This window comes from Vibrio sp. zbq_1, from assembly GCF_043102935.1.
Taxonomy (GTDB): domain Bacteria; phylum Pseudomonadota; class Gammaproteobacteria; order Enterobacterales; family Vibrionaceae; genus Vibrio; species Vibrio parahaemolyticus.
In genome coordinates this window covers 132,340-158,717 of record NZ_JBICJH010000024.1, presented here as the reverse complement: position 1 = coordinate 158,717, position 26,378 = coordinate 132,340, and the positions used below count along the sequence as shown (strand labels likewise).

Sequence of the window (26,378 nt, the reverse complement as noted above, 5' to 3'; positions counted from 1 at the left end):
ATCGCGAATTATGCACGAGTTTGCGCGTACGCTGCTAGCTCATCCATAGAAGTCTTCGCGACCACTTCACCATTGATGTAGTAAGTAACAAACTCACCCTCACGTACACCCATTAACGTCGCTTTTTCGCCGTTGTTGTATGTGATGTTCATCTGAACCGTATTTTCATTGATTTGGTGCATTTGGCCTTGCTCGATAACGCGGTTGTTTGTAAGTGGGCCAATCGGCGCTGTTGTAAGCGACTTATCTAGCTGGTGGTTTACATCAATGTAAGTGTCCATCTTAGTATCGAAGATGTGTGGTTTGCCGTTTAGCGGGTTTTTACCAGTCCAGAACTCTAGAGAGTTAAATACGATGTAGTCAGCTGCGATTGCCACACCGTAAACTGGTGCCATAAGCATGTTTAGACCACCACGAGCGTAACGGTTATCTACCGCTTTCAAGTTGAAGCCCATAACATAGCCAGTTACCGCGTTGCTGCCAACACAACCTGAAAGTGAAACTGCCACAGCAGTCAATGCGCCAATTTTAGCAATTGCCTTTTTCATCAAAACCTCTAGTTAGAAAGTATTAGGTCGAAAATTCGGCGCGGATATTAGCTTATAAAAACTAGGGATAAAAGACAGAATTTTCCGAAGAAAGCATCTTTATTATTTTTAATACGTGGACATTTATCTAAACAATAAATAACCAATTTAAGATAAGGGTGACGAGATATTCAGCAAATAATAAACGTCACATTTACAACAAACTTTCCACAAAAGGTTATTATTTGCTCTCCTTGATTAAAATAATTTGTCGTATCCTTAATTAGAATGATTAGTGTGATTTTGACGCGATTGTTACATTGTTGCTAACTTATTTGACAGAGATGGTTTATGGCCAGAAGTAAAACAAGCAAAGTATTTGAGCTGCTCGGGCATAAAATACAACCAGGACAGCGTTTAGAAGTAGAATTCGAAGCTGCTCAGCTATACACGCACTCTCCACTTTCTATCCCTGTGGAAATCATTCACGGGAAACAAGAAGGTCCAGTGCTGATGGTGAACGCCGCAATCCATGGTGATGAGCTTAATGGCGTAGAGATCGTTCGTCAGATGATCAACCAGTTAAACCCATTAAAGCTAAAAGGTACGGTTATTGCGGTGCCAATCGTAAACGTATTTGGCTTTATCCATAAGTCTCGTTACTTACCCGATCGCCGCGATCTAAACCGTTGTTTCCCTGGCAGCGAAAAAGGCGCACTCGCTTCGCGTATGGCGTATGGATTCTTCAATAATATAGCGAAACGTTGTGATTACATTTTAGATTTACACACAGGTGCGATTCATCGTACTAACCTACCCCAAATACGCGCTAACCTGAGCAATCCGGAAACACTGCGCATTGCTAAAGCATTTGCCACGCCAGTGATCGTTGACTCAGCATTGCGTGATGGCTCGCTACGTAGCGAAGCCGAGAAGTGTGATATCCCAGTATTGACTTACGAAGCTGGTGAAGCACTTCGCTTTGATCCGCTATCTATCAGTGCTGGTGTTTTAGGCGTTCAACGCGTTATGCAAGCGATCGGTATGTTAAGAGCCAGCCGTAAAAAACTGCCTGAACCTGTTATCGCGAAATCGACCAGCTGGGTTAGAGCGCCAGGCAACGGTATTTTGCGCACGGTGGTGAACCTAGGCGATAAAGTAGAAAAAGGGGAAACCTTAGCTTACATCAGCTCCCCCCTCGGTCACGATGAAATAGAGCTAAAAGCACCTAAAAGTGGCTTAGTGATCGGTCAGCAAACGCTGCCATTAGTGAACGAAGGCGATGCCATTTTCCACCTCGCATACTTCAGCCAAAGCGACGATGAAGTAGAACAAGCGGTAGAAAGCTACATTGAAGGATTAACTGAGTTTGACGTCGAACAGGTAACGACGGGACAAATCCCACTCGACACTCAGTCATAATTGCATGCTCTATGATCTCAAAGCCCAGTACCTGTTGCCGGGCTTTTTTTGTTATGTTTACTCACCAATATTATTTATTACAAACACTTAAACATGAAAACTTAACGTTTGTGCTTCGTGTTTAGCTTATTTCAATTCATCTTGTTCACCGCACAATTGCACAGCGTTTTATTTATTCGTATTATGTTTTCTTTTTGCTTGCACACATCTATGAATAAAACACAACTCATTAGCTGTTTGTTGGGACTTGGACTTTCTGCAAATCTCCTCGCTCAAGAATCTGAAAACATCGCTCAATACTTACAAGAACAAAGTCAACAACATTCACTAGAAGATCATTATGCTTCATCTGTTCCAGATGAACTCAACTTGGACGCGCAACGCTCAGAACTCAAATGGCGAGAGGAAGGCAAGCCAGATCATTGTTACCACACAAAAAATAACGCCGAGGTCACAACAGACTTTGACTACGGTGAGGCCAACGATCTTTCGGATGGCTTACATCATATTGATTTACCGCCTGTGCATACACGTAATAACAAATCATCTCATCGTGTTTACGCAAACAATCCTCACTTACTGCCTGGCAACCAACAGTTTGCCGCACCTTCCGAAGGCTCTTTTGGCTTCTCGGTTTCTTCTGACTGCTTATGAAAATGAGCCAACAAAAAAGCCCTGAAGAAAACTTCAGGGCTTTTTAGCATTACCGACAGATCGAAACATCAATCGGAATATATGCCATTATTCTTCGTCAGCTTCAGCTTCGCGTGCTTTACGAGCTTCTTCTTTGCGAACTTTTGCCGCAAGTTGCTCTGCTTCACGTTCTTGACGCTGTACAGCTTTACGCTCATTACGAACAACTTGGTTTTCAATGAAGCCCGCAAGTTCTTGTTCAGCCCAAGCTTGTGCTTTTTCTTCGCTGTCAAACCCAGTTTCACGTTTTGAAACCATTGTTTTGCGAGACGTTACTTGACGAGTGATTTCTGCGCTCCAACCGTTACGTTTTTCAGTTACGCGGATAGCAAATTTTGGATTTTTAGACATCTATTTCAGTTCCTAAGGGATTAATCAGGGATTCGGTCAACTTGATAACTCCATCTAAGCTGAGCTGTTTAACACCATCCCTTGGTAAGCGCGGTATTAGAGCATAAATCATTATGATTGGCTGCAAAAATTTTATTTTCCACACTTAAACCACATTGGTTGTTAGCAATAAGTGTACTAGCCCGTTTTCGACTTCGCACTTCCACAATCCCAAAAAAGAAAAGCGCAGATCTTTCGATCTGCGCTTTGCGTTTGTAAAGTATTAAGACTTAACCGATGTTCTTGCGCGCGTTTTGGAACATACGCATCCAAGCGCCATTTTCACCCCAACCTTCCGGAGCCCAAGAGTTTGCAACTGTGCGGAATACACGCTCTGGGTGAGGCATCATGATGGTTACACGGCCATCTGCGGTAGTCAGACCGGTAATCGCATTTGGCGAACCATTCGGGTTGTTCGGGTATTGTTGCGTTGGGTTACCGTTATTATCAACGTAACGTAGCGCTACAGTACCTGACGCTTCAATTGCGTTTAGGTGCTCACCGTCACGTACTTCGACACGACCTTCACCGTGAGAAACCGCGATAGGCATACGTGAGCCCGCCATGCCATCGAAGAACACAGAATCAGACTTCTGTACTTCAACCAAGCTAAAGCGTGCTTCAAAACGCTCAGATTCGTTGCGAACAAAACGTGGCCACAAGTCTGCACCCGGGATAAGCTCTTTCAGGTTAGAAAGCATCTGACAGCCGTTACATACTCCGAGAGAGAATGTATCTTCACGATTAAAGAACGCTTGGAACTGCTCACGAGCTTGTGCGTTAAACAGGATAGACTTCGCCCAACCTTCACCCGCACCTAGCACGTCACCGTAAGAGAAACCACCACAAGCTACCAGACCTTGGTATTCATCAAGTACCGCTTGGCCTGTCAGAATGTCGCTCATGTGGATGTCGGTTGCTTCAAAGCCAGCACGGTCAAAGGCTGCTGCCATTTCAACGTGAGAGTTAACACCTTGTTCACGAAGAATCGCCATCTTAGGTTTCGCGCCTTTCGCAATGTAAGGTGCTGCGATATCTTCATTCACATCAAAGCTTAGAGATACGTTCAGACCTGGGTCAGTGTTGTCTTTCTTCGCTTCAAATTCTTGGTCTGCACATGCTGGGTTATCACGTAGCGCCTGCATTTTATGCGTAGTTTCAGCCCAGATAACACGTAGTTCGGTACGTGAGCGCTTAAGCACAACTGCATCACCTGAAGTGATCTCGAAATCGTCTGAAGCTTCAACAGAGCCAATTACGTGTGAACATGCTTCTAAGCCGTTTGCCGCTAGTGTAGATAGAACTGAATCCAGATCGTCGTTCTTAACCTGAACAACCGCACCTAATTCTTCGTTAAACAGAACCGCCAGCACATCGTCACCAAGCTTTGCGATGTCCGCTTTCACACCACAGTGACCCGCGAACGCCATCTCAGCCAGCGTTACAAATAGACCACCGTCACCTTTATCGTGGTAAGCAAGCAGCTTGTCGTCACGAACCAGTGTTTGCATTGCATCAAAGAAGCCTTTTAGCTGCTCTGCGTTGTCTACGTCAGCAGGCTTATCACCTAGCTGTTTGTATACCTGTGCTAGTGCTGTTGCACCCAAACGGTTTTTGCCGTTACCTAGGTCAACAAGAACAAGTGAAGTGTCACCTAGTCCTTCCAAAGTATCAGGTGTGCGAAGCTGAGGCGTTAGTGTCTTACGCACGTCTTCAACACGACCAAACGCAGTGATAACTAGCGATAGTGGCGAAGTCACTTCTTTGCTTTCGCCATTCTCTTCCCACTTAGTCTTCATTGACATTGAGTCTTTACCAACTGGGATAGTCAGACCTAGCGCCGGACATAGCTCTTCACCAACCGCTTTCACTGCTTCGTAAAGACCCGCATCTTCACCTGGGTGACCCGCTGGAGACATCCAGTTCGCAGACAGTTTAATGCGCTTGATATCACCGATGTCAGTCGCCGCGATGTTAGTTAGTGACTCACCAACAGCCAGACGAGCAGACGCGCCAAAGTCTAGTAGAGCAACCGGAGTACGCTCACCCATCGACATCGCTTCACCGTGGTATGTGTCGTAACTTGCCGCCGTAACTGCACAGTTCGCCACAGGCACCTGCCAAGGACCAACCATTTGGTCACGAGCAACTAAACCAGTAACTGAGCGGTCACCGATCGTGATCAGGAATGTTTTCTCAGCAACCGTAGGAAGACGAAGTACGCGATCTACCGCTTCGTTGATTTCGATACCGTCGCGTACGATCGCTGGGCTATCTACTTTCAAAGTCGTTGCTTCACGGTGCATCTTCGGTGTTTTACCAAGCAAGATATCCATTGGCATATCAATTGGCGTGTTATCGAAGTGAGAATCTTCTAGCGTCAGATGACGCTCTTCTGTTGCCACACCAACCACTGCGTAAGGTGCACGCTCGCGCTTACAAATCGCATCGAACGCCTCCATGTTTTCTGGCGCTACCGCAAGAACATAACGCTCCTGAGATTCGTTACACCAGATTTCCAGAGGGCTCATGCTCAATTCATCATTTGGTACATCACGTAGCTGGAACTTACCGCCACGCTCACCGTCGTCACAAAGCTCAGGAAGTGCGTTAGAGATACCGCCCGCACCCACATCGTGGATAAATGCGATTGGGTTCGCTTCACCTAGCTGCCAACAGCGGTCGATCACTTCCTGACAACGACGCTCCATCTCTGGGTTTTCACGTTGTACTGAAGCAAAGTCCAGATCTTCCGCTGACTGACCAGATGCCATTGAAGACGCCGCACCGCCACCAAGACCGATGTTCATTGCAGGGCCACCAAGTACGATCAGGCTTGCACCTACTGGGATCTCTTTCTTCTGTACGTGCTCGTCACGGATGTTACCCATACCACCAGCAATCATGATTGGCTTGTGGTAACCACGCACTTCTTCACCCGCGTGAGAAGTCACTTTTTCTTCGTAGGTACGGAAGTAACCTAATAGGTTTGGACGACCAAATTCATTGTTGAACGCCGCGCCGCCTAGAGGGCCTTCAAGCATGATGTCTAGTGCGTTTACGATACGACCCGGCTTACCGAAGTCCGTTTCCCATGGCTGTTCAAAACCAGGAATACGCAAGTTAGAGGTTGTGAAACCAACCAGACCCGCTTTTGGCTTACCACCGATACCCGTCGCGCCTTCGTCACGGATTTCACCACCAGAACCCGTTGATGCACCCGGCCATGGAGAGATAGCCGTTGGGTGGTTGTGCGTCTCTACCTTCATTAAGATGTGTGCATCTTCATGGTGGTAAGTGTATTGACGAGTTTTAGGATCTGGGAAGAAACGCCCCACTTTAGAACCAGTCATTACCGCTGCATTATCTTTGTAAGCAGACAGAACATGGTCTGGTGTCGTTTCGAATGTGTTTTTGATCATCTTAAACAGAGACTTCTCTTGGTCTACGCCATCGATAGTCCAGTCTGCATTAAAGATCTTATGACGACAGTGCTCTGAGTTCGCCTGAGCAAACATCATCAGCTCGATGTCGTTAGGGTTACGACCTAACTTAGTGAAATTCTCCACCAAGTAATCAATTTCATCTTCTGCGAGTGCCAAACCAAGGGAAACGTTTGCTTCTTCAAGCGCAAGACGACCGCCCGCTAAGATATCAACATGCGCCACAGGCTTTGGCTCTGCGACTGTAAACAGCGCTGACGCGGCTTCAAGTTCTGTGAACACCGTTTCCATCATGCGGTCGTGAATTAACGCTTTGACAGCGTCAACTTGAGCTTCTGATAGAACAACTGAAGATTCTACGTAGTAAGCCGTACCGCGCTCCAGACGCTTAACAGTGTCCAGACCACAGTTAATAGCGATATCGGTAGATTTAGAAGACCAAGGCGAGATAGTGCCTGGACGAGGCGTAACAAGAAGTAGAAGACCTTCTGGCTCATGCTCTTCAATTGTTGGGCCGTAAGTTAGTAACTTTTCAAGTTTTTCTAACTCTTGGTCATCAAGGTCAGACTTTAGATCTGCAAAATGCATAAACTCGGCATAGATGCCAGTTACAGGCAGATCTTGTTCACGACAAAGTTCCAGTAGTTTATTAACACGAAACTCAGAAAGAGCTGGGGAGCCACGCAAAATTCTCATGTGCTTAGGTCTCTTATGCAATTGATTAAGGTGATATTGGAATAAATTCAGACACTTAACTTGAGCCCTATCGAACCTATGCCGATTCCACCTCGTCATTGCGAGCGCATTATATAGCAATTGTTTTTGTGATGTAACATCAAAAGCAACCGTTTGCGTCATTTTTTTTGTCAAATTTGAGTTGTAGCCGAAATGTCGATAAAACACACAATGTCGCACTCTATCTGTCCGATTCGCTTTGCCCCATCTCCACGCTTTGATATAAAGACCACTAGAAATTTTCTGAGATGTACCGATCAATGCAAATACGCCACTTCAACCGACTCAAGCGCAGCGTCCTACTTTTTGCTTCTGTGCTACTACTTTCTGCCTGCCAAATTGAGTCGCAGCCGAAAAGTGAATTCGAGAAAATCCAAGAGCGCGGAGTTCTACGCGTTGGCACGCTCAACAACCAACTCTCGTACTACATTGGTCCTGATGGCCCTGCGGGTTTGGATTATGAGCTGGCGCGTAAATTTGCAGAAGAGTTGGGCGTAAAGCTAGAAATCAAACCCGCTTTCAGACAAGCCGACCTTTTCCCTGCCTTAAAGAAGGGCGACATCGATATTATTGCTACGGGGCTTAATCAAACCTCACAAGCCGTCAAACGTTTTAGACCTGGCCCTGCTTATTATTATGTAAGCCAGCAAGTGGTCTACAAAAAGGGCCAGCTTCGTCCTCGTGATATTGAGCAGCTTATCGAGTATCAAGCGTCCAAAGACAGTCAATCAGAAGAAGACGTGAATGCTGGCGCACAAACATTGAAAATTGTCGAACAGTCACAATATGTTCCGACACTGACGGCATTGAAAAAGCAGTATCCTGAATTGCAGTTTGAAATCGTGGGCGATGCTGACACTCGCGATTTACTGAAACATGTATCGACTGGAGAACTGCGTTTCACCGTCACTGATTCCGTAGAGCTGTCTCTCGCGCAACGCCTGTATCCAGATTTAGCACTTGCTTTTGAGCTCACCGAAGATCAACCAGTATCATGGTTTACTCGCCGCTCAGAGGATGAGAGCTTGTATGCGATGCTGATTGAGTTTTTCGGCAATATCAAACAATCTGGCGAGCTAGCTTCTCTTGAAGAGAAGTACATTGGCCATATTGAAGCGTTTGACTACGTGGACACGCGTGCCTTTATTCGTGCTCTTGATGATAAGTTGCCGAGATGGGCTCCGCTGTTCCAAAAATACAGCGAAGAGTTTGATTGGCGTTTAATCGCGGCTTTGGCCTACCAAGAATCTCATTGGAAACCAAAAGCAAAATCGCCTACGGGTGTTCGTGGCATGATGATGCTGACTTTACCAACTGCGAAAAGTGTTGGTGTAACCGATCGTCTAAACCCAGAACAATCTGTTCGTGGTGGTGTGGAATACCTGCGTCGCATTGTCGCTCGCGTACCTGATACGATTAACGAACATGAAAAAATTTGGTTTGCATTGGCATCGTACAATATTGGTTATGGCCACATGATGGACGCGCGTCGATTAACCAAGGCACAAGGTGGCGATCCAAACGCATGGGCGGATGTAAAAGACCGACTGCCGCTGTTACGACAAAAGCGTTACTACAGCCAAACCCGTTATGGCTACGCTCGTGGAGACGAGGCACGAAATTACGTTGAAAATATTCGACGCTACTACCAATCAATCATTGGGCATGTCAGTCAAAAGCCTTCCATTGATGAAGATACGGATGATCTACAGGTTATCCCACCACTAAATCCAGAGTTGCTTATTTCTGGTGCGGTGGAAACCATTGCAAAAGAAGTGTCTGGTGCCTCTGATGTCACCAATGAAGTCGATGAAGATTTAGACCAAGAAGAAGAATAAACACGCAAAAAAGACGAGTGTGAAGCTCGTCTTTTTTGTTGAGTCCAAGGTAGAACTTATCTAAAATCCGATGTTCCGATCCAGACCAGTCATCATAGTAAGTGCATACAAACGTGATTGGTCAACACCTTACTGCAGCGTCCATACCCGTTAATTGATGCTTGCGGAATAAATCGGTTCGGTTGGTTTCCCTCTCTCCTAATTTGAAGTGACTCCATCACTAGAATGTCATCCACAATGCAAAGTAGATGCAGCGTGCGCTGTATCGCGAGAGGGTGTTTGTAGTCTTGTCTGCAGGAGGTTCGGATATGAGAAGACGTAGAGTGCAGTCAAAGCGTTTGAATAAGACAGTGGCTGCGATTCGCCGCAAGCGAAAGCTGACAACGATGAAAAAGAAAGTCAGCTCACGCAATCGTGTATTTGTTCACTTAGTAAATCACTAAGAACTTAAAGCAAACATCTACACACCCGTAGATGTTTGCTGAACACAACTCACCAACTTAATCTTCTTGCTTACCTTCTGACGCTTTTTTCTCTTGTTTCTTGGCCTTAATTTCTTTGCGACGACGCTTGAAAAAGGCCTGCAACTGCTCACGGCACTCATCCTCTAACAGCCCTCTTTCGACCGTTGCGTAATGGTAAGCCGCTTGGCTCTCAAACAAGTTCAATACCGTACCAGCCGCGCCCGCTTTAAGATCTGGCGCGCCAAATACCACGCGTTTCACTCTGCTGTGCAACAGTGCTCCTGCGCACATCGGGCAAGGCTCTAGTGTGACATAGAGAGTGGTGTCTAAAAGTCGATAGTTTTCTAACACAGCCCCAGCGTTACGTAGAGTCTGAATCTCCGCATGTGCTGTTGCATCATGAGAGCAGATAGAGCGGTTCCAGCCTTCTGCAATCACTTCTCCATCTTTAACTAATACCGCTCCCACAGGCACCTCTCCTTCCAATTCAGCTTGTTCAGCTAATGCAAGTGCACGGCGCATAAAAATTTCGTCTTGTGGGGTAAATTGATGCTCAGACAAAAGGGCTCCAGAAAGGAAGGTAACTATGAATAGAGAAATATTACCACCAACATCGCTTTCACTACAGCAGGACATAAGTTTTGGAGATGTGCCTCTTTCGTAATAGCACCTCAAAACAAAAAAGCGCAGACCTTTCGACCTGCGCTTCTCTAATATTCGATCATTTACATCGTGTATGTGTACGGAGCTTGAATACCTAGTGGGATACCTACCATCCAGTAAAGAACTAGGAAGATTGACCAACCAATCAACATAGCAATCGAGAATGGCATCATCAGTGACGCAAGTGTACCAATGCCTGTCGACTTCACGTAACGTTGACAGTAAACCACTACAAGAGGGAAGAATACCATCAGAGGCGAAATGATGTTCGATACTGAGTCACCCACACGGTAAGCCGCCTGAGATAGTTCAGGAGAAATACCTACCGCCATTAGCATTGGAACTAGGATTGGACCAATCAAAGCCCATTTCGCAGAAGCGGAACCGATAAGTAGGTTTACAGCCGCTGTTAGCAAGATCATACCAATGATGGTTGCTTCACCTGGTAGGTTCATCGCTTTTAAGCCTTCAGCACCATACAACGCTAGCATCGTACCGATGTTTGACTGAGCAAATGCAGATAGGAACTGAGCACAGAAGAACGACATGACAATGTATGCGCCCATGGTCGACATGGTGTCCGCCATCGCTTTGATGATGTCGTTACTTGTCTTAAAGGTGCCAGATACTTTGCCGTAAACGTAACCAGGGATGATAAATAGAATGAAGATCAGTGGAACAATCGACTTCATGATAGGCGCAGAAAACGCCGTAATTTCGCCTTCAGGAGAACGAAGTGCCGAGTTCTCAGGCAATAACGCGGCAACAAGAAGTGCGATACCCGCCATCATAGCCCAGCCAGCGTAGCGGAATGCTTTTGATTCCAACTCAGTGAAAGAGCCTAAGTTTGGTGCCGTTTCTGCATCTTCATCAATTGGCATCTTTGCAAGACGTGGCTCGATGATTTTCTCAGTCACGTACCAACCGATAGCAACGATGATCACTGAAGATAGACCAGTGAAGAAGATGTTTGCTAGAGGGTTAACCACGTATTCAGGATCAAGAACCTGTGCTGCCGTTTGTGTGAAACCAGCGAGCAATGGGTCAATACCTGAAGGAATGAAGTTTGCGGAGAAACCACCAGACACACCAGCAAATGCCGCTGCGATACCAGCTAGAGGGTGACGACCAGCGGCATGGAAAATGATACCACCTAGAGGAATAACCAAAACGTAGCCCGCATCAGCCGCGGTATGCGAGATGATTGCGACAAGAATAAGCATTGGTGTAAGTAGCTTCGCTGGAGTGAAGTTCAGCATCTTCTTAAGGCCCGTCGTGATAAAACCAGAAGAATCCGCAACACCTACACCCAACATTGCAACTAATACGATGCCTAGAGGTGCAAAACCAGTAAACGTAGTGACCATGTTAGCAAGGAAACTTGCTAGAGCTTCACCCGTAAGTAAGTTAGTAATGGTAAGAGCTTCGCCCGTTCGAGGGTTTGGAAGGTCGAAAGTCACATTCGACAAAAGTGCAGACGCAGCCCAAGTAATGATCAGTGCCCAGAAAAACAAAATCGCAGGATCAGGAATTTTATTACCTGCACGCTCGATAAAGTTTAGAAAGCGATCCATCCCGCTCGGCTTCGATGATGGTGCCTTATTTACAGCTTGGTTACTCATGGTAACTCCATATGAATGATGTTGGTGCCAAGGCCTATTTGAATAATTATAACGGCCTATTATCAACACAGCATTCTAGTAAATAAGGATAGGGAAAGCACAAGGTTCTATGATTTTTTCCATAATTGGAGACATATTTTGCAAAAACGCCACTCCAATTAAACATAATAAAAACAGTAGCACATCAACCGCATTAACAGTTCGAAAACCATTCATTAACCGAGACAAACCCAGTATCAAAAAGAAATTATCCGCGACTTTGTCTCAAGCTATGTATGCAATTGAACTTAGTTTTCGAATTCACTGTACTGTGAAATCATAGTTTTCAACTGAACTGATTGCGTTTGTCCCATTCTATCTTTCCAACTGGTCGTAATAGTAATGGTTTTAAGAGATCCAGACACAGTAGCCGACGGCACAACCCACTCCACTGTATACGCACCAGTAGCGGAAGATCCTGTTGTAATAGAGGCAAAGCTAGCCGTAGAGATCGTCGAAAGCGCATCGGATGCTCCACGCGTACGGAACCATTCCAATTTATTTTCAGCAAGACGCAACGCTTCAATACTTTCTATCGCATAGTCGGATTCTTGTTCGAGATACACGTTCAGCTTTGTTAAACCTAGAGCCCCGACACCGATAAGCAAAAAAGAAATTAGAATCTCAAGAAGGTTAAAACCTTTTTGTTTAGAGATCATTCCAAGAGCCCTTTTTCCAGCGGAAATTAATAATCGGATCAACGACCTCATCGATGTTATCTCGGTTGTATGCAAAATTTAGAGAGTTAACAAAATAAGCACTATAACCTGGACTATCTAACACTTGTCCCCCCGAAAAACTAAATGAGCCACGCTGCAGATAAACGACTTTATCTAGAGCAAGCGTGGGAAAGTTAGCCGCATCCCCAAAATGATCTTTGGCCTCGAACAAGTTCCAATGTGTATCTAAATCTGTAAGTGAATTAGTCGTAAGTTGATAGAGCATACCAGGGAATGTCATTGAACCATGTACAGCAAAAATACCATCTTGAACCACAAGTAATATTGGAGCTTCTCCAGTAGCGGAAAAAGCTTCATTAAGATAATCAATGCCCCCTTTGATTGGTATCCCATCAGAATCATTCTCATACTCTCCAGAGCCATTCTTTTTCGAGGAAGTAAACTCACAGGACCCAGTAACCCAAATATGAGTTTTCCCTGCTGAAATTTGCTCCCCAACTTTCTTTCCACAATCAGTAACGACTTGGTTAGTTAAGTCGTCGTAATCAATCGTAGTAAACCCCCAGCCTGATTTCACTGAGTTCCAGTCACTGCGTTGCTCTCTAAAAATGTCGTAAAATGGCTCTAGGTCTGCATCTTGAATAAAGTCTTCTCCGTAACCTGAGTCAGTAGAGGTCACACTCATATGTTCCGATTTACAATCTATATTGTTGTGAACAAAGTCAGCATAAGGGGCAGAACCATGTATAACCCCTTGGTTTGTCGCTCCAGCACGTGAGTGAAATGCATTCTTATAGCGAATAGCAACACACTCCCACCCACTTCCTACAAATTCACCAGGATCTGGTGTTGAAAATGCAGAGCTACCATTAACGTATAAATCTGTACTACTTTTTATTGCTCCGGACGCTCTTCCTCTTGAAAGGACAAGTTGTTTTTCAACGGTCCGGCTGGAGTTTGGAACTGGCTTACTTAACAGCTTGTTGTCGGGTTCCAATGCTAATTGATGTAAACCTAAAGGCGCTTCACATCGGCTTGAAATTAGTGAAGTTGCAGAAGACACATCACCGGTACTTTGAACTAAGGAATAGAAACACTCCAATCCCCCCTCTGCACGCCAATGCTCTTGTCGTGCTTCAATTTGATTGTTGGCTCGTTTAATTTGGTAAAAGAGGGATTTATAGCTACCGAGAGACATCATTAATGCCGCAACTAGCAATACGCTCACAACTAATAACGCAGCTGCACCTTGTTGTTTCTTCATTACTGCCAGTTCCTTTGCATCGTAGTAAACGACTGCTGCGTGCGAATATCAGTCGCGTCTTTCAATTCGGTTCCCAATGTAATGGTCACCAGTGCACTTTTTGCATCAGTGCTTTCTAGCAATTCACTAGCCAGGTCAAATCTATTAACGTGAATAACTTTTTTATCAAAGAGAGTGTTACATGAGCCTGTGCCTGCAAGGTTGACCACGTCATTAACATCCCATATCGTTATTTGCTTTTTTTCACACACAAATAGCGACTCTGGCGTGTTAACTCGTTGCTCATAAGCCACGTTTTTATACAAAGGAGCAGAGCCAGAAACACCTATGTAATAGGCGTAAGCAATTAGCCCTCTATCAACATCATCAAGAGTGTAAATTGTGTTCGCTGAGCCCGATATTTTTATAGAATGACCATCGTTACCGTCAAAACCAGCACGCTGAATGTCACTCTTGAGCATCTGCACGACACTTTCAGAATTCTGTAACAACATTAACTCTTTCGAACGTTCCATTATCACTCGTTGACCACTCACATAGATTGACCCCACTGTCGCTAGAGAAATAAGCCCAAGCGCAGATGCGATCATAAACTCAACAAGGCTCGCCCCTTTTTGTTTAAACATAGCCATCCTTAAGAGCAAGTTGAATAACCGTAATATTCTGTGCCGCTGTTATCACTACATACTCTTACGCGGGCTGATAAAGTATGAGAAATGAGCTTTAAGGCTTTTGATGATTCACCAACAGGATAAAACTTCAAGTTTCCTGATGATGGTCGACCATGGACATCGTCGAAGCTGATTTGATCGGAAGCATAGCTCGGGGTAACGACAATACCGTCATACGGCTTACCTGATAAAGAGAACAACACAGTTCCAGCCCCCTCAGCCGCATTGTCTGTCAAATCAATACGCCAGTTTCCGTCACTGGATGAACTCCCAGACATGATGATGTGCGCCCAGAGTCTTTCGCGCCGTAATACTGCTTCAGACTTACCTTCAATAACAAAGCCATGTAATTCATTAGCTAAACGCTGCATTTTATTGGTTTCAAAGACATTCTTGAAAGATGGTGCAGCTGTAGCCAATAAAGCACTCAGTACAGCAACAGTGATCATAAGTTCCAACAACGTAAACCCGCGAGGCATTTCCCAAATTCCCATGCAAACGGCTAGTCGACCGTAATTCATCTTGCACAGATGCTATCACCTGCCAAAAATAGGCGGAAAAGTGAAAAGGAAACTACTCGTGATGATTCGAATTTCTCGTTGTAACAGCTACAAAAAAAGATTGAGAGGGATGACATTGATCGAATTACTGATAGCCGTAACGATCGTCGGAATCATTGCAGCAATCGCCTACCCTTCTTATACCAATCATGTGATCAAGTCCCATAGAACGGTTGCCTTGAGCGATCTTAGTCGAATTCAACTGGAACTAGAGACATCTTATGATGGTGGGTATGACTGGAGTCATATTATTTCTGGTGGCGCCTGTACTCTATGTGATTCCGACACAGATCGATTTTCGTTCGATATTGCGAGCTCTGCAAGCACAGCCTACATCATTACAGCAACAGCAAAATCGGATCTTGGGCAGGACGACGACGAGTGCTTGAATGGCACTACAACTATCACTTTAACGTCAACAAATGTTGAATCACCAAGTGCTTGCTGGAACTAAAAAACTACAAATGCAAAAAGGCCTGCGTTTCAGCAGGCCTTTGTTTTTGAGCTTTTAGTGAACTTATCTTAGCTGGTTAAATCATCAAAGAACTTCTTCACACCATTGAAGAAGCCTTCAGATTTTGGTTTGTGTTTAGTTGCAGCTTCACCGCCACAAGACTCTTCAAACTCTTTCAACAATTCTTTTTGGCGAGAGCTTAAGTTAACTGGCGTTTCTACAACCAATTTAACGATCAAGTCACCAATACCACCGCCACGGACGCCTTTCACACCTTTACCGCGCATACGGAACATACGGCCAGTTTGTGTTTCTGACGGCACTTTTAGGCTTACTCGTCCATCAAGAGTTGGAACTTCAACTTCGCCGCCGAGTGCAGCCATAGCAAAGCTTACTGGCACTTCACAATAGAGGTTGTTGCCGTCACGCTCGAAAATGTGGTGCTCTTTCACGTGTACTTGTACGTATAGATCACCTGATGGTGCACCCATTTCTCCCGCTTCGCCTTCGCCAGATAGACGAATGCGATCGCCAGTATCCACGCCAGCTGGGATTTTAACGTTAAGTGTTTTCGTTTTTTGCTTGCGACCTTGACCATGACACTCATTACAAGGGTCTTTAATGATCTTACCTTTACCATGACAGGTAGGACAGGTTTGCTGAACAGCGAAGAAACCTTGACGCATTTGCACTTGGCCATGGCCATGACAGGTACCACATGTTTCCGCCGATGAGCCTTTCTTCGCACCGCTACCGTCACAAGAGTCACAGTGAACCAGTGTCGGAACTTCAATCTCTTTAGTTACACCACGAACGGCTTCTTCTAGCGTTAGCTCCATGTTGTAACGTAAGTCGGCACCACGTTGCGCACGATGACCACCGCCTCCACGGCGACCGCCACCGAAGATATCGCCAAACACATCACCAAAGATGTCGCCGAAGTCAGCACCGCCTCCACCAAAGCCGCCGCCGAAACCACCGCCACCTTGTTCAAAAGCAGCATGGCCATATTGGTCATAAGCCGCTTTTTTCTGAGAGTCGGTTAGAACTTCGTACGCTTCTTTTACTTCTTTAAACTTGTCCGCCGCAGACTCATCACCCTGGTTTCTGTCTGGGTGGAATTTCATCGCTAGGCGCTTGTACGCCTTTTTGATATCACGCTCTGAGGCATCACGGCTTACGCCTAATACTTCGTAAAAATCACGTTTTGACATGTTCTTCGTCACCAGTTAATTACTACAAACGGCATCGATTCACCGCTTGGTGTTTGTATCGTTCTAGGTAAGTGCACTTATTGCAAAATACTTAACTAGAAAGACAGCGTTTACAAACAGACGGGCGTAAGAGTCACCCCAAACGCCCGCACACCGAAGTCGTATCGACTCCAGATGGCTTTGCAGCCATCTGGTTAAGAAAGATTATTTCTTGTCGTCTTTAACTTCTTCGAACTCCGCATCTACAACGTCGTCATCTTTTGACTGTGCGCCAGCGTCAGCACCTTGTGCTTGTTGCGCTTGAGCTTGTTGTTGAGCGATTTCCATTAGTTTTTGAGCAGCAGTCATAAGAGCTTGAACTTTTGCGTCAATTGCTTCTTTGTCTTCGCCTTTACGTGCTTCTTCTAGCTCAGAGATAGCAGTTTCAATCTTCTCTTTCTCTTCAGCTGGAAGTGCGTCACCCGCTTCTTCCATTTGCTTACGAGTACCGTGAATCATTTGGTCTGCTTGGTTACGTGCAGTTGCTAGCTCTTCGAACTTTTTGTCCGCTTCTTTGTTAGCTTCTGCTTCTTGAACCATTTTCTCGATTTCGTCGTCGCTTAGACCGCCAGAAGCTTGGATTGTGATCTTCTGCTCTTTACCAGTCTGCTTGTCTTTCGCTGATACGTGCAGAATACCATCCGCATCAAGGTCGAAAGTTACTTCGATTTGTGGCATGCCACGTGGTGCAGGCTGGATGCCCTCTAGGTTAAATTGACCTAGAGACTTGTTGTACATCGCTTGCTTACGCTCACCTTGTAGAACGTGGATAGTTACCGCGCTCTGGTTGTCTTCTGCAGTAGAGAAAACTTGGTTCGCTTTAGTTGGGATAGTTGTGTTCTTCTCAACTAGCTTAGTCATTACGCCACCCATAGTCTCGATACCTAGAGACAGTGGAGTTACGTCTAGTAGTAGAACATCTTTAACTTCACCAGCAAGTACACCACCTTGAACTGCAGCACCCATTGCTACTGCTTCGTCAGGGTTCACGTCACGACGCGCTTCTTTACCGAAGAACTCAGCAACTTTCGCTTGAACCATTGGCATACGAGTCTGACCACCAACTAGGATTACGTCAGTGATATCGTTTACTGATAGGTCAGCGTCAGCTAGAGCTACTTTTAGTGGCTCAAGAGAGCGTTGTACTAGGTCTTCAACTAGAGATTCTAGTTTCGCACGAGTCACTTTGATGTTCATGTGCTTAGGACCAGTTGCATCAGCAGTAACGTAAGGTAGGTTTACGTCTGTTTGAGAAGTAGAAGAAAGCTCAATTTTCGCTTTTTCTGCTGCTTCTTTAACACGCTGCATTGCTAGTGGATCGTTTTTAAGATCGATACCTTGCTCTTTCTTAAACTCGTCTACTAAGTAGTTGATTAGACGGTTATCAAAGTCTTCACCACCTAGGTGAGTGTCACCATTAGTTGCTAGAACTTCGAATGTTTTTTCGCCTTCAACTTCATCGATTTCGATGATTGAAATATCGAATGTACCACCACCAAGGTCGTATACAGCGATAGTGCGGTCACCGCCTTTCTTGTCTAGGCCGTAAGCTAGCGCAGCTGCTGTTGGTTCGTTGATGATACGTTTAACTTCTAGACCTGCGATACGGCCAGCATCTTTCGTTGCTTGACGCTGTGCATCGTTAAAGTAAGCAGGTACTGTGATAACTGCGCCAGTTACTTCCTCACCTAGGAAGTCTTCAGCAGTTTTCTTCATTTTCTTAAGAACTTCAGCAGAAACCTGAGGAGCTGCCATTTTTTGGCCTTTCGCTTCTACCCAAGCGTCACCGTTGTCAGCCTTAACGATTTTGTAAGGCATGATTTCGATGTCACGCTGAACTTCTTCGTCTTCAAAACGACGACCAATTAGACGCTTAATTGCAAATAGCGTGTTAGTTGGGTTAGTTACTGCTTGACGTTTCGCAGGTTGACCTACTAGCGTCTCACCGTCAGTGTAAGCAATAACCGATGCAGTAGTACGTTCACCCTCTGCGTTTTCAATTACACGTGGTTTGTCGCCGTCTAGTACAGCAACACATGAGTTAGTAGTACCTAAGTCAATACCAATGATTTTACCCATCTGGCTATCTCCGAATAAATTCTATTTTCGTTTGGTTATAACCCCAATGTGGGGGGAGGAGAATCGGGTTTCAACCCTTGCTCACAAACAAAAATAATCAATGTTTGCTTCTCTATGCCACATAGATAAGGGCGTCAAAACGCTTTTCAAGGGCAGAATTGAAAAAAAGCGTATTTTTTATGAATTAATTGATTTCTTTCAAGCTTGTTGGGAATGCATCACATTCCAGAGACAACTTCCAAAGTAAACATGATGAAAAGCGGTTATTTTTCTGTGACATAAAAAAACAAGAAAGCGAGCTCATTCCGCTCGCTTTCTATATATAGATTCAACTCTATTGTTCAAGACTAGGCATTAGCTTGTGCAGGCTGCGCCTCTACTTCTTCTTGATTGCCAATCTCACCTTCTGTTTTGGCGACAATAGTGTTCACTGCGGTATCCCCTACCACGTTCGAAGAGGTACAGAACATATCGTTGATACGGTCAACCGCTGCAATGATAGCTAAACCTTCTGGTGGAAGACCCAATTGGTGAAGAAGCACACCAACCATCACTACACCACCACCTGGTACGCCACCAGCACCAATAGAAAGAAGAAGAATCGTCAGACCGAGTGTAAACACATCAGCGGTGTTAATTGGCTGGCCAAACGCGTTAGCAACGAAGATTGTTGCAAGCGCGATGTAAATAGATACACCTGACATGTTCATCGTCGCGCCTAGCGGTACACCAAAACCCGCAACTGATTTAGAAACTTGCAGTTTCTCTGTCAGAGTACGCATGGTTACAGGGATGGTTGCATTTGAACTTGCCGTAGATAGGGAAAATAGGATTTGTTCACGAGTTGCACGGAGAAACGCCTTTGGAGAAGTTCCAGTCGTAATGCCAACTGCCATTGGATAGAAGATGAAAATCCAGAACACAAGCATAGCCACGACAAGCGCAACGTAACCTGCAACAGACATCAATGTATTAGCATTTAAGGTTGCACCTAGTTGAATCATCAGAGCAAACACACCGTAAGGTGCTAGACTCATGACCAAACCAACCAGCTTCATCATGATCTCATTGGCCATCTTAAACGTGCGGATAGCAGGGCCACCTCGAGAATCCAGAGCTTGAATGGCTAGACCTGTCAAAATAGCCATAAAGATAATTTGTAGCATGTCGCCGTTAGCAAAAGCTTGTACTGGATTGCTTGGTACAATGTTTACCACGAGCGAGAAAATATCTGGTGTTTCAGTTGTCGTCAGCTTGACGGTTTCAGAAACCGTACCCGCTAAGTTTGCACCAGCACCCGGTTGGAAAATTAAACCTACGGTCAACGCTGCTGCGATCGCAATGATGGTATTGAGAATGTAGAGAGTAAAAGTTTTCCCACCAAGACGACCAAAAGCACTAATGTCTTTCAAATCGACAATGCCGCACACGATTGAAACATACACAAGAGGCACAACCAAAAGCTTGATCAGCGAGACAAACATGCCGCCAACCCCTTCTGCCGTTCCAAGTAGGTAAGTATCAAAAATCGCAATACCACTAAATAAGTACTGAATAGCTGTGCCCAGCACAAGGCCGGCAAACAAGCCTATGAAAATCTTACTAGAAAGCGATTTATCCATTATAAATCTCCGATATGTTGTGTTTACTATTTACATTTTTGTAGTTATATCTGCTTATTTCTAAAGCAGTGGTCGCAAATAATACATATCAAAGTTACAAAATAAAGCGATAATTTACATTTTTGTTAACAATAAAATTCAGCAAAACAAACTATGAATACATTCATATTCAGAACAAAGTTCACTTAGTTAAATGATAACAACCAGTTATCGGTTTAGGGTTGTATAACTACGCAGTTGATAGAAAGAAAATTCCCTATAAGAAAAAATATCCTCAATAGGAAAAACTTTGAAAGGGATCAAATTTTAGATATCGATGGTTCAGCGAGACGGAGGGAGTACACCTTTGTTTAAAACAAAAATGCCCATCACAAACGTGACAGGCATTTTGTATTTACTTTGCAGTGACTTGCGTCGTTATTTAGCAACCATGACCATTGCAGGACGAATCACACGGCCGTTTAACTCATAACCCTTCTGCATAACAAACATCACGGTGTTTGATTCATGATCTGGGCTTTCTTGAATAGACATTGCTTGGTGGAATTCAGGGTTGAACGTTTCGCCTTCAGGGTTGATTTCTTTCAAACCAAACTTAGCAACCACATCAACAAACGTCTTGTGAGTCAGCTCAACACCTTCAAGGATCGGCTTAATCACTTCGTTTTCTGTATCTGCAGCTTGAATCGCACGCTCTAGGTTATCGATAACAGGAAGCAGTTCTTCAGCGAACTTGTTAAGAGCGTATTTACGCGCTTTGTCGATTTCCTGTTCAGTACGACGACGCATATTTTCAACTTCAGCTTTTGCACGAAGCACTGCGTCTTGCTGATCTTTTACTTTGGTTTCGCTAGACAATAATGCCGCTTCTAGTTGAGCAATCTTAGCGTCTTTCTCGTCACCAATTTCTTCAAGTTCTGCTTCAGCTTCTTGAGCCGCAGCTTCTACTTTTTCAGCCTCTTCGATGATTTGATCAAGCTCTTCTTCTGTAACTTTGTTTTCTTCGTTGCTCATGATATCTCCAGAATTCAACGTAATGCCCTTAAAGCCATGCTCGTTTTGCGGGCTTTAACCACATAAAAATTCGCATATTTAGGTAACTTGCCATTATTATGGGGATGAAGATTCCTGATTCAAGCCTCTTTAATGCGGAAATGCTATGAAAAATCCATGTAACGTGATCGCGATTATCGGAAAACCAAGAGATCAACAAGCGATTCAGACTCATAAAGAGCTTTACGAATGGCTGACCTCAGAAGGTTACAAAGTGTTTATTGACGATCGCCTTGCAGCGATTTTGGACGAGATCCCGCAAAACCACTTCGCCAGCTTAGTTGAGTTGGGCAAAAACGCAGATCTTGCGATAGTTGTCGGTGGTGATGGCAACATGCTGGGCGCAGCGAGAATTTTATCGCGTTTTGACGTGCCTGTGATTGGCGTAAACCGTGGCAATCTAGGCTTTTTAACTGATTTAAACCCAGACGATTTCCAAGCGGCACTCAAAGCCGTACTTGCAGGAGAGTACATTGAAGAAGAGCGTTTCTTACTTGAGGCAGAAGTGCATCGTCATGGTCAAATAAAAAGTCATAACGCCGCTTTAAACGAAGCCGTACTCCATCCTGGGCAAATCGCACATATGATTGAGTTTGAGGTGTACATTGATGAAAGCTTTGCCTTCTCTTTACGCGCCGATGGGTTGATTGTCTCCACACCAACAGGCTCGACAGCATACTCACTTTCTGGTGGTGGCCCTATTCTGTCACCAAGCCTGAATGCCATTTCACTGGTGCCTATGTTCCCTCATACCTTATCTAGCCGACCGTTGGTGGTTGATGGCAAACGTAGAATCAAACTGATTGTGTCACCAGAAAATCGCGGTACACAAGAAGTAAGTTGTGATGGACAAGTATCGCTGCCAGTTTCTCCCGGCGATGAGATCCACATTTATCAAAGCCCAAATGTGCTCAAACTCATCCATCCAAAAGACTACAGCTACTATCACGTATTACGGAACAAACTCGGTTGGTCTAGTAAGTTATTCTAGCTTTCATGAACACGAATTTAAGCCAGTTGCTGATTGCTGCTGGCTTTTTTCTTTTTTGGGATAACACGTAAAGACTTACTAATAAGGCGACGCAATATATCCTGCCGTTAAAACGAAATTTATAAACTTTGATCCTGTGTGCAAAGTTTAACTTATTCCAGAAAAGCAAATTGAATGGAGTATGTCGGGTGATATTCTCACTATGAATAGAGTATTAACTCTATTTCATAAAATCAATAAAGGACATACTATGAAAAAAACTATCATTCTGTCTGTTCTCAGTACATTAGCACTGATTGGCTGCCAATCTGAAGATACTAAAGTGACAAACGTATCTAATGCGCGTGCGGACGACATTACACAAACCAAACGGGAACTTGCTCAACAACTGAGCGAAAACTATACGGCAATTGAGCCTATGTTGAGAAGAGATATTACTGCTCAACAAACCAATGTTCCTGTCTCCTCTTTCATTGAGCAAAACCCTACTGCAGAATTTAGCCAACAACTCGTTGAAGCCGACGCTCAAATTCGTAGCTGGAAAGGCATTACTGAATTCTCAGATCAATTGCTAGAAGTGCGCTTAGCCAACGAAAAAATGCTAGGAGCATGGCTCAATGGCGACGTTGCACCACTCTTTGCCTTTGAACCAAGCGGTGATGATGAAAGCTGGCAATACATCGAAGCGTTTGACGTTTACGGGCAAATTCATCAACTTGATGTGTATCAGCTTCCTGACGTTCCCGTTCTAGTTGTCGATAACAACAGCTCTGCAGAGCTCAAAGCAGGCTTACAGGCGATGCAGGCAGAAATGAAAAAGCTGGGTCAGCCAGCTCTAATTCAGCCTTATTATTCAGAGAGTCAAAAACAATCTTCTCCAACGCTACAAAGCGCAGCGACAAGCGATGTCGCTCCGATTCAAACAACTCAACTGAAGAAAATTCGCTTAGCGGATGACAAAGAACCGTGGATCTCTGGCAAAGCAGAGGTTTACGCTATCGTGACAGGTGTCAATCCAAGCCGCGACGAGCCGACAATTGATCTGGTAGAACTTCCTTACTTGGATTACGACAACCAAGATTACTACCCAAATCAAATCATCATTCACTGGTCTCGCTACCGCTGGGGCGCTGCAGATATTGTTCTGATGGAGCAAGATGACGGCACAGACTACAAACAGCTGGCTAAACTATTGGTGCAAGTCGCTGAAGAAGTTCTGAAAGCCATCCCAGATCCGCAAGTTCAGGCATACGCAGTCATCCCACAAATCACAAACAAGATCATCGATGCAATTCCAGATGGTGTGCTTACCAACGATGATGACTTTGTTGACGTTTTCTACACGTTGATGCAAGACACGTCGTATGTCGATCACCCAGGAGCAAGTGTTAATGCTGTCGTGACACTAGAGCCACTGACGATCAATCCTACTCGACCATAACCCTTTCAATTTCAATGAGTCGTTGTCGAGACTTCGACTCATTTTTCCCACCTCATCACAAAAAATAACCTGTTAGATAAAAATATTCCCGCTCATCTTTACTGTATAAAGAAACAGTATATACTGTTCTCATATACAGTATTGTTCAGTTATACAGGTAAATAAAAATGCTGGCTCATCTAAGTGTTAATAATTTTGCGATTGTTAAGTCTTTACAACTCGAGCTTTCTAAGGGCATGACCACCATTACAGGTGAAACAGGCGCTGGTAAATCTATTGCGATTGATGCGTTAGGTCTGTGCCTAGGCGGACGTGCCGATGCAGGTATGGTGCGTCAAGGTGAAGAGAAAACAGAAGTCAGTGCCGCCTTTTTACTGGACAACAACCTACATGCAACGCGTTGGCTAGAAGATAACGATCTGCTGGATGGCACTGAATGTATCTTGCGTCGCATCATAACTAAAGAAGGCCGTTCAAGAGCCTTCATCAACGGCAGCCCAGTACCACTTTCACAATTAAAATCTCTTGGGCAGCTGTTAATCAACATCCATGGACAACACGCGCATCACCAACTGATGAAAAGCGAATACCAAATGGCGATGTTGGATCAATATGCCGGACACTTAAATCTATTAAAGAGTACACGCAGTGCGTACCAACATTGGCGTCAGGCAGACAATAACCTCAAGCAACTCAAGGAAAACAGCCAGCAGAATCAGGCGCAAAAACAGTTGCTTGAATACCAAATCAAAGAACTGAATGAGCTATCGCTAGGTGAAGAAGAATTCGCAGAACTCGAGCAAGAGCACAAACGACTGTCCAATAGCGGTGAACTCGCCGCTACCTGTCAGCAAGCCCTCGAACTTATTTACGAAGGTGAAGAAGTCAATGCGCTTGGTATTTTGCAATCGGCCAATCACTCCCTAATTCAATTAGCGGAATTAGATGAAAAATTAGCCGAGCTACCAAATATGCTGGCTGACGCGATGATCCAGCTAGAAGAAACCAAAAACGAACTTCGTAGCTACTTGGATGGCATCGATGTTGATCCAGGTCGTATGGCTTATGTCGAAGAGCGTTTTTCTAAAGTGATGTCGATGGCTCGTAAGCATCATGTTATGCCTGATGAGTTATACCAACATCACCAAGACCTTCTAGCACAAATCGAAGCATTGGATTGCTCTGATGAACGTCTGGATGAATTGGCTCAAGAAGTGGAACAGAAATACCAAAGCTTCCTGACTCAAGCGGAAAAGCTGCATAAATCACGCAGCCGTTACGCAAAAGAACTGAACAAGCTGATCACGCAAAGCATGCACGAACTGAGCATGGAAAAAGCCGTCTTCAGCATTGAAGTAAACAACGAAAACACACATCCGTCGCCACTGGGTATGGACAGTGTGTGCTTCTTGGTTTCCACTAACCCGGGTCAACCTTTACAACCAATTGCGAAAGTTGCGTCAGGTGGTGAGTTATCCCGAATCTCGCTAGCGATCCAAGTGATCACTGCTCAAAAAGTAGATACGCCAAGTTTGATCTTCGATGAGGTGGACGTGGGTATTAGTGGCCCAACAGCTGCGGTAGTAGGCAAAATGCTACGCAAGCTTGGAGAATCGACTCAAGTCATGTGTGTCACACACTTACCGCAAGTAGCCGGTTGTGGCCACCAACAAATGTTTGTCGCAAAACACACCAAAGGTGGTCAAACGGAAACACAAATGCGCGCACTAGATGAAGAACAACGTGTGGCAGAACTGGCTCGTTTACTCGGTGGTAGCCAAATCACTGATTCAACATTAGCTAACGCGAAAGAACTCCTTATCGCCGCCTAACCCTATGACACAGAGTCATCGGCAATCCAGTTGATGACTCTTTTCGTATTAATCGCTTCAGTGACTCGGCTAACGAAAACGCCATTAGGCCCCCTATCACCCCTTAATATCTGCTAATAAATGCAACTCAACTCAAAATTCGTTGTCAGATTCCCTACCATGCGACGCATAGCTTTTTACATCTGCGTCGAGCTTGTTTATTATCAGCGCAGTATTTTAAAGGTTACTAAGAAATTATTATGCAATTAAAGAAGTGGTTAGTTGCCGTACCATTAGCAATGACATTGCTGACAGGATGTTCGGTATTGGAAAAACTGGTTTATCGTATTGATATCAACCAAGGCAACTATGTAGAACAAAGTGCGGTTGATAAATTAAAGTTTGGGATGACTAAAGCACAGGTTCGCTTCGTACTTGGATCGCCAATGCTTATCGAAAATGGCTATCCTAACACTTGGTATTATATCTACCATCACACGCCAGGCCACGGTGACCCAGTACAGAAAGATCTTGTCGTAAACTTTAATGACCAAGGAACGCTGGCCGATATCAGCGGTGACTTCCCGAAAAGTGACGCGTTTTACGAACAGATCCAATAAACCAATCCTGTCATTACATCGATTGGCATCATAAAACCTTTAT

The 26,378-nt window shown here is 44.7% G+C and carries 22 protein-coding genes; 9 read left to right on the top strand and 13 right to left on the bottom strand.

Translation table 11 applies throughout. From position 1 onward, the window contains the following. Positions 1-8: 8 nt before the first annotated feature. Positions 9-548: a DUF3332 domain-containing protein gene (locus tag ACF8CV_RS12295; RefSeq protein WP_021449700.1), complete on the bottom strand. Its 540-nt coding sequence runs from the start codon at positions 546-548 to the stop codon at positions 9-11. Between the two features lie 330 nt (positions 549-878). On the opposite strand from ACF8CV_RS12295, the gene ACF8CV_RS12290 reads away from it, so the two are divergent. Next, positions 879-1,949 carry a succinylglutamate desuccinylase/aspartoacylase family protein gene (locus tag ACF8CV_RS12290; protein ID WP_005455969.1) on the top strand — a complete coding sequence of 357 codons (1,071 nt, stop codon included), beginning with the start codon at positions 879-881 and terminating at the stop codon, positions 1,947-1,949. Between the two features lie 210 nt (positions 1,950-2,159). Beyond that, positions 2,160-2,603: a hypothetical protein gene (locus ACF8CV_RS12285; protein ID WP_021823167.1), complete on the top strand. Its 444-nt coding sequence runs from the start codon at positions 2,160-2,162 to the stop codon at positions 2,601-2,603. An 87-nt stretch (positions 2,604-2,690) separates the two neighbouring features. Here the strand turns inward: ACF8CV_RS12285 and ACF8CV_RS12280 are convergent, their stop codons facing one another. Both ACF8CV_RS12280 and purL read right to left on the bottom strand, forming a co-directional pair. Further along, positions 2,691-2,993, bottom strand: a complete 303-nt coding sequence (locus ACF8CV_RS12280; RefSeq protein ID WP_005455950.1) for a DUF3622 domain-containing protein — start codon at positions 2,991-2,993, stop codon at positions 2,691-2,693. 269 nt (positions 2,994-3,262) lie between these two features. Further along, positions 3,263-7,171, bottom strand: coding sequence for a phosphoribosylformylglycinamidine synthase (gene purL, locus ACF8CV_RS12275; protein WP_138938477.1), 3,909 nt, complete (start codon positions 7,169-7,171; stop codon positions 3,263-3,265). Positions 7,172-7,470: 299 nt separating this feature from the next. Between purL and mltF the strand changes: the two genes are divergently transcribed. Next, a complete protein-coding gene (gene mltF / locus ACF8CV_RS12270; protein WP_171055981.1) occupies positions 7,471-9,048 on the top strand; it encodes a membrane-bound lytic murein transglycosylase MltF in 1,578 nt (525 codons plus the stop codon). A 308-nt stretch (positions 9,049-9,356) separates the two neighbouring features. Continuing rightward, positions 9,357-9,491 carry a hypothetical protein gene (locus ACF8CV_RS12265; protein ID WP_005488686.1) on the top strand — a complete coding sequence of 45 codons (135 nt, stop codon included), beginning with the start codon at positions 9,357-9,359 and terminating at the stop codon, positions 9,489-9,491. Positions 9,492-9,548: 57 nt separating this feature from the next. On the opposite strand, the gene tadA is transcribed toward ACF8CV_RS12265, so the two are convergent. From tadA to ACF8CV_RS12235, 6 genes are all read right to left on the bottom strand, one after another. After that, the gene (gene tadA, locus ACF8CV_RS12260) at positions 9,549-10,073 is read right to left on the bottom strand and encodes a tRNA adenosine(34) deaminase TadA (RefSeq protein WP_023623226.1); all 525 of its coding nucleotides are present in this window, start codon (positions 10,071-10,073) and stop codon (positions 9,549-9,551) included. Positions 10,074-10,237: 164 nt separating this feature from the next. Continuing rightward, positions 10,238-11,797, bottom strand: a complete 1,560-nt coding sequence (locus ACF8CV_RS12255) for an AbgT family transporter (protein WP_005483743.1) — start codon at positions 11,795-11,797, stop codon at positions 10,238-10,240. A 287-nt stretch (positions 11,798-12,084) separates the two neighbouring features. After that, on the bottom strand, positions 12,085-12,495 hold the full coding sequence (locus ACF8CV_RS12250; protein ID WP_138938479.1) for a type IV pilin: 411 nt from the start codon (positions 12,493-12,495) through the stop codon (positions 12,085-12,087). Further along, positions 12,485-13,780: a hypothetical protein gene (locus ACF8CV_RS12245; RefSeq protein ID WP_025500967.1), complete on the bottom strand. Its 1,296-nt coding sequence runs from the start codon at positions 13,778-13,780 to the stop codon at positions 12,485-12,487. The genes ACF8CV_RS12250 and ACF8CV_RS12245 overlap by 11 nt, the downstream gene beginning before the upstream one ends. Next, positions 13,780-14,406 (bottom strand): PilW family protein, encoded by a 627-nt coding sequence (locus ACF8CV_RS12240; protein ID WP_005455995.1) that lies wholly within the window; start codon positions 14,404-14,406, stop codon positions 13,780-13,782. The genes ACF8CV_RS12245 and ACF8CV_RS12240 overlap by 1 nt, the downstream gene beginning before the upstream one ends. Before the next feature lie 8 nt (positions 14,407-14,414). Further along, positions 14,415-14,930, bottom strand: coding sequence for a GspH/FimT family pseudopilin (locus ACF8CV_RS12235; protein WP_021487286.1), 516 nt, complete (start codon positions 14,928-14,930; stop codon positions 14,415-14,417). Between the two features lie 103 nt (positions 14,931-15,033). On the opposite strand from ACF8CV_RS12235, the gene ACF8CV_RS12230 reads away from it, so the two are divergent. Then, entirely contained in the window at positions 15,034-15,465 is a 432-nt protein-coding gene (locus ACF8CV_RS12230) for a type IV pilin protein (RefSeq protein ID WP_024700118.1), read from the top strand. A gap of 68 nt (positions 15,466-15,533) precedes the next feature. Here the strand turns inward: ACF8CV_RS12230 and dnaJ are convergent, their stop codons facing one another. From dnaJ to grpE, 4 genes are all read right to left on the bottom strand, one after another. Beyond that, complete coding sequence (gene dnaJ, locus ACF8CV_RS12225; protein WP_005482993.1) at positions 15,534-16,679, bottom strand: molecular chaperone DnaJ; 1,146 nt, start codon at positions 16,677-16,679, stop codon at positions 15,534-15,536. Positions 16,680-16,883: 204 nt separating this feature from the next. Beyond that, a complete protein-coding gene (dnaK, locus tag ACF8CV_RS12220) occupies positions 16,884-18,797 on the bottom strand; it encodes a molecular chaperone DnaK (protein WP_005455943.1) in 1,914 nt (637 codons plus the stop codon). Between the two features lie 347 nt (positions 18,798-19,144). Next, positions 19,145-20,419: a dicarboxylate/amino acid:cation symporter gene (locus tag ACF8CV_RS12215; RefSeq protein WP_017448814.1), complete on the bottom strand. Its 1,275-nt coding sequence runs from the start codon at positions 20,417-20,419 to the stop codon at positions 19,145-19,147. A gap of 417 nt (positions 20,420-20,836) precedes the next feature. Next, positions 20,837-21,433 carry a nucleotide exchange factor GrpE gene (grpE, locus tag ACF8CV_RS12210; protein ID WP_005455958.1) on the bottom strand — a complete coding sequence of 199 codons (597 nt, stop codon included), beginning with the start codon at positions 21,431-21,433 and terminating at the stop codon, positions 20,837-20,839. Between the two features lie 145 nt (positions 21,434-21,578). On the opposite strand from grpE, the gene nadK reads away from it, so the two are divergent. From nadK to bamE, 4 genes are all read left to right on the top strand, one after another. Continuing rightward, entirely contained in the window at positions 21,579-22,463 is an 885-nt protein-coding gene (gene nadK / locus ACF8CV_RS12205; RefSeq protein WP_005455932.1) for an NAD(+) kinase, read from the top strand. 250 nt (positions 22,464-22,713) lie between these two features. Beyond that, a complete protein-coding gene (locus ACF8CV_RS12200) occupies positions 22,714-23,904 on the top strand; it encodes a DUF3103 domain-containing protein (protein WP_005483024.1) in 1,191 nt (396 codons plus the stop codon). 167 nt (positions 23,905-24,071) lie between these two features. Further along, positions 24,072-25,736 (top strand): DNA repair protein RecN, encoded by a 1,665-nt coding sequence (gene recN / locus ACF8CV_RS12195; protein ID WP_005456006.1) that lies wholly within the window; start codon positions 24,072-24,074, stop codon positions 25,734-25,736. Positions 25,737-25,975: 239 nt separating this feature from the next. Then, entirely contained in the window at positions 25,976-26,335 is a 360-nt protein-coding gene (bamE, locus tag ACF8CV_RS12190; RefSeq protein ID WP_005455981.1) for an outer membrane protein assembly factor BamE, read from the top strand. The last annotated feature ends 43 nt before the right edge of the window (positions 26,336-26,378 follow it).

Excerpts from the sequence above, each read along its gene's own strand:
- ACF8CV_RS12295 (WP_021449700.1), bottom strand. The coding sequence starts at position 548 with ATGAAAAAGGCAATTGCTAAAATTGGCGCATTGACTGCTGTGGCAGTT.
- ACF8CV_RS12290 (WP_005455969.1), top strand. The coding sequence starts at position 879 with ATGGCCAGAAGTAAAACAAGCAAAGTATTTGAGCTGCTCGGGCATAAA.
- ACF8CV_RS12285 (WP_021823167.1), top strand. The coding sequence starts at position 2,160 with ATGAATAAAACACAACTCATTAGCTGTTTGTTGGGACTTGGACTTTCT.
- ACF8CV_RS12280 (WP_005455950.1), bottom strand. The coding sequence starts at position 2,993 with ATGTCTAAAAATCCAAAATTTGCTATCCGCGTAACTGAAAAACGTAAC.
- purL (WP_138938477.1), bottom strand. The coding sequence starts at position 7,171 with ATGAGAATTTTGCGTGGCTCCCCAGCTCTTTCTGAGTTTCGTGTTAAT.
- mltF (WP_171055981.1), top strand. The coding sequence starts at position 7,471 with ATGCAAATACGCCACTTCAACCGACTCAAGCGCAGCGTCCTACTTTTT.
- ACF8CV_RS12265 (WP_005488686.1), top strand. The coding sequence starts at position 9,357 with ATGAGAAGACGTAGAGTGCAGTCAAAGCGTTTGAATAAGACAGTGGCT.
- ACF8CV_RS12255 (WP_005483743.1), bottom strand. The coding sequence starts at position 11,797 with ATGAGTAACCAAGCTGTAAATAAGGCACCATCATCGAAGCCGAGCGGG.
- ACF8CV_RS12250 (WP_138938479.1), bottom strand. The coding sequence starts at position 12,495 with ATGATCTCTAAACAAAAAGGTTTTAACCTTCTTGAGATTCTAATTTCT.
- ACF8CV_RS12245 (WP_025500967.1), bottom strand. The coding sequence starts at position 13,780 with ATGAAGAAACAACAAGGTGCAGCTGCGTTATTAGTTGTGAGCGTATTG.
- ACF8CV_RS12240 (WP_005455995.1), bottom strand. The coding sequence starts at position 14,406 with ATGTTTAAACAAAAAGGGGCGAGCCTTGTTGAGTTTATGATCGCATCT.
- ACF8CV_RS12235 (WP_021487286.1), bottom strand. The coding sequence starts at position 14,930 with ATGCCTCGCGGGTTTACGTTGTTGGAACTTATGATCACTGTTGCTGTA.
- ACF8CV_RS12230 (WP_024700118.1), top strand. The coding sequence starts at position 15,034 with ATGATTCGAATTTCTCGTTGTAACAGCTACAAAAAAAGATTGAGAGGG.
- dnaJ (WP_005482993.1), bottom strand. The coding sequence starts at position 16,679 with ATGTCAAAACGTGATTTTTACGAAGTATTAGGCGTAAGCCGTGATGCC.
- dnaK (WP_005455943.1), bottom strand. The coding sequence starts at position 18,797 with ATGGGTAAAATCATTGGTATTGACTTAGGTACTACTAACTCATGTGTT.
- ACF8CV_RS12215 (WP_017448814.1), bottom strand. The coding sequence starts at position 20,419 with ATGGATAAATCGCTTTCTAGTAAGATTTTCATAGGCTTGTTTGCCGGC.
- grpE (WP_005455958.1), bottom strand. The coding sequence starts at position 21,433 with ATGAGCAACGAAGAAAACAAAGTTACAGAAGAAGAGCTTGATCAAATC.
- nadK (WP_005455932.1), top strand. The coding sequence starts at position 21,579 with ATGAAAAATCCATGTAACGTGATCGCGATTATCGGAAAACCAAGAGAT.
- ACF8CV_RS12200 (WP_005483024.1), top strand. The coding sequence starts at position 22,714 with ATGAAAAAAACTATCATTCTGTCTGTTCTCAGTACATTAGCACTGATT.
- recN (WP_005456006.1), top strand. The coding sequence starts at position 24,072 with ATGCTGGCTCATCTAAGTGTTAATAATTTTGCGATTGTTAAGTCTTTA.
- bamE (WP_005455981.1), top strand. The coding sequence starts at position 25,976 with ATGCAATTAAAGAAGTGGTTAGTTGCCGTACCATTAGCAATGACATTG.